Genomic DNA, 2,815 nt, shown 5'->3' with positions numbered 1-2,815 from the left:
GTGTGACGTTCTAATATATTTGTAGCATTTATTAATACATTCATAGCTTCAATATCATCTTTTTCAGAGCGTGAGGTTACTTGTAATCTTGTAAAGCCCCTACCTCCTGCCACCTTTACGCAAATCGATGGATATTCTGCTTTTAAAGGGAATGTATTCCCATAACATTTAACGCCAAATATTTTAAAGAAACGTACAATATGAGGGATTGGATCAACGTAATCAGTCAAATATATCCCTCCTATTCTAAAATTAATCGAACCTGCGTTTTAGCTACCTGCTGCATACGCGGTTCTGCTCTATCTAATGCTCTGGCCATAATGTTATATCTGTTTTCTAAATGAGAAGCGTAAGAAACATCAGAACCGATTTCTAGGTTTGTTTGAGTTTCGCCCTCTGTCAACTCATGAACAACATCTGCTTCAGTAGCATCACGCTCACCTTTACCACTTTTATTGGTATAGGGAATGTTGGTTAAATAACCAATAGAGTTAATGTAAAGAGAAGTATCGATGTGGTTATCTTCTTGAGTTACTTCTTTTGCTTCATCTGCCCATACCATTCCAGCTGCTTCAACAGCTTTTTGACGAGCTTCTTTTAATTTCCCTGGTATTTGTCTAGCGAATTGGCGCGCTTGCGGATCTAACCTTACATTGATGTTAATCCCCATTTAATCACGCTCCTTTTTTAACTCCACTTCATAATGATGGAGTCTAATCTTGCTATATTCACGAGATAATTTCTTAACTCCATATACACCAGGTAGTAGAATGTTATCTTTTTTATCTCGTATATCCTTTATCTGCATGGTTTCTTCAATTTCTTGAGAAGCGGATAAGTAAAGGATTGGTTGGATAATAATATCGACACCGTTATCATTATTGGTCACTCGTTTTTCTATTTGATCAAAGCGACAATGGACATCTGGTATATCCTCCTGCCCGTATATATATCGACCATAATCATCTTGGCCAATAATAACGTTCTGTTTTATTAAAGTGCAGCGATGGACTAGCAAACTTTCAAATCTCATCGTTTCACCCTTGATGGTCCAGATACACCAAAGAAATTGAATCCGGTAATAGTATTATTTACCCGTAACGAGTCGAGAATTAAATCTAATTCTTTAATCCCTGTTCTATTTGCTCCGAATTTCATTTCATCTGCAGTATTCCCACCTAATGCATCGCGAAGTGTATAAGAGTAATTCCCTATTTTCTCGCTAGATGCTGTGCTCAGCTGCGCCTCTTTCGTTTCCGGATGGTCTTGGTACCAAAGATACTCAACGAGCAATACGGTAGCAGTAAGAAGGTCTGAGAGTGTCTGTTTATTCGTCTCATTTTCGAATGTACGTTTCACTTCTCTATGAATCCATGAAGCAGCACGGTCTATATATAACTGTAGTTTTTCATTAGAAAGAGAAGAAACCTCTATAAAAGAGGTCCTTTCTTTCACATCTGCAGGAGAAGCATACATATTACTTCACCTCAACGATAAAACCATATTCAATTCTATCTAATAACGTTTTTGATGGTGCTGCAGGTAGTTCTTTTTCTTGATTTCCAGCCAAAGTAAAAGACCCTTCCGCATAGCATTCTGCATACTGTGTGTTAGGGTCCTTCAATTTGTATTTGGCTGTCTCTGGAAGAACTTTTTCCTCTCGCAATTGCTTCTGTAAATCTTCTAATTGAGGAACTGTATAGTTATCATCTAACTGTTTTGGATCCAAAGAAGGATTTTCTTTAACAATATCTGCGATTAAATCTTTTTTGGCCATATCTTAGCCCTCCTTATTAGCGAGCTTGGTCAAGCGTTAGAATCATACGTGCATTGGGATCGAACGGAATAAAATCAGAAGTGACAGTTGCATATGATCCGTCTACTTGTGTTTTAACACTTCGGTCGCTTTCGACAGAGAATGGTTTGTACTGATATTCAGCTAATGCGAATCTTGTATCCACAAGCATGATACGTCCATCTGGTACATCTTCTGAAATGAATGGTGTTGTATGTAATACATCTGGCATACTTCCATTTTTTAATTCATTTAAGAAGATTAAATTACCGTTTGCTTCTTTTTGAGTTGCCCATTGTTCTGCAGTCTTTAAATTCATAACACTGCGATTGTAAGTGAATCCATATTTTTGATTAGCAAATTGTGTAGCATACCAAATATCTGAGATTTTCCAATCATTCGCAGTTTTCACACCTAATGTTGGAGCAGAATCCGTTCCATCTTTAAAGTAACCGTTTAATAATCGGTGAATTGCCAGCTTCTCATCAGTACGCCCAATTTGCATACCGCGTTTACGTAGATGTAATGCGAGCATATCAATTTTCATTGACTTTGCTTCGTCAGTGATTTCAATTCCGTTCCCACGTTTATATACATAGATTGTATGTTCTGTGTCTAGCTTTATTGCTACAACTGGAATTGGAGCACCTTGTCCAATGAAGCTTAAATCTAGATCATCGTTATCTTTATTCTCAAGCGTGTAGTATTGATAAGACATTTGATCCATAGGGATTACTTGGCCAACTAACTCAGAAGCACGACCAGCTGCAAGATATCCTTCACGGAAACCATCTTCTAATACTGCGTTAAATAGTGGTTTTGTATTGTCATTTTGATATAAAGCACGTACTTCTTGCGAGCCTATATCGTTAATTCCTAAGGCACGAATGGCATCTTTTAAAGTAACACCTTGTGCATCAAGATAAGAACGAAAAGTAGCAGAACTGTTTTTACTAATTAAATCTCCTGCTTGTCCTGCGATACGTCCGTTTTTAGCAGAAGCCTCTGCAATTGCACTTG

The 2,815-nt window shown here is 37.5% G+C and carries 5 protein-coding genes and 1 pseudogene; all 6 read right to left on the bottom strand.

Annotated elements, in window-relative coordinates; translation table 11 throughout:
• A pseudogene (locus MR160_RS33335) lies at positions 1–230 on the bottom strand (hypothetical protein); the annotation flags it as partial.
• Between the two features lie 11 nt (positions 231–241).
• A complete protein-coding gene (locus MR160_RS33330) occupies positions 242–670 on the bottom strand; it encodes a hypothetical protein (protein WP_242299186.1) in 429 nt (142 codons plus the stop codon).
• Complete coding sequence (locus tag MR160_RS33325) at positions 671–1,018, bottom strand: hypothetical protein (protein WP_242299185.1); 348 nt, start codon at positions 1,016–1,018, stop codon at positions 671–673. It abuts the gene before it with no gap.
• 11 nt (positions 1,019–1,029) lie between these two features.
• On the bottom strand, positions 1,030–1,476 hold the full coding sequence (locus MR160_RS33320; protein ID WP_242299184.1) for a head-tail connector protein: 447 nt from the start codon (positions 1,474–1,476) through the stop codon (positions 1,030–1,032).
• 1 nt (position 1,477) lies between these two features.
• Positions 1,478–1,777 carry a hypothetical protein gene (locus tag MR160_RS33315; RefSeq protein WP_242299183.1) on the bottom strand — a complete coding sequence of 100 codons (300 nt, stop codon included), beginning with the start codon at positions 1,775–1,777 and terminating at the stop codon, positions 1,478–1,480.
• Between the two features lie 16 nt (positions 1,778–1,793).
• On the bottom strand, positions 1,794–2,815 hold a 1,022-nt coding region (locus MR160_RS33310; protein WP_242299182.1), incomplete at its 5' end, for a phage major capsid protein.

Source organism: Bacillus cereus group sp. BfR-BA-01382, assembly GCF_022663475.1.
Taxonomy (GTDB): Bacteria; Bacillota; Bacilli; order Bacillales; family Bacillaceae_G; genus Bacillus_A; species Bacillus_A thuringiensis_S.
Note: the sequence above shows the minus strand (reverse complement) of the source record. Positions and strands in the feature narration are given on the sequence as shown.

Excerpts from the sequence above, each read along its gene's own strand:
- MR160_RS33330 (WP_242299186.1), bottom strand. The coding sequence starts at position 670 with ATGGGGATTAACATCAATGTAAGGTTAGATCCGCAAGCGCGCCAATTC.
- MR160_RS33315 (WP_242299183.1), bottom strand. The coding sequence starts at position 1,777 with ATGGCCAAAAAAGATTTAATCGCAGATATTGTTAAAGAAAATCCTTCT.
- MR160_RS33320 (WP_242299184.1), bottom strand. The coding sequence starts at position 1,476 with ATGTATGCTTCTCCTGCAGATGTGAAAGAAAGGACCTCTTTTATAGAG.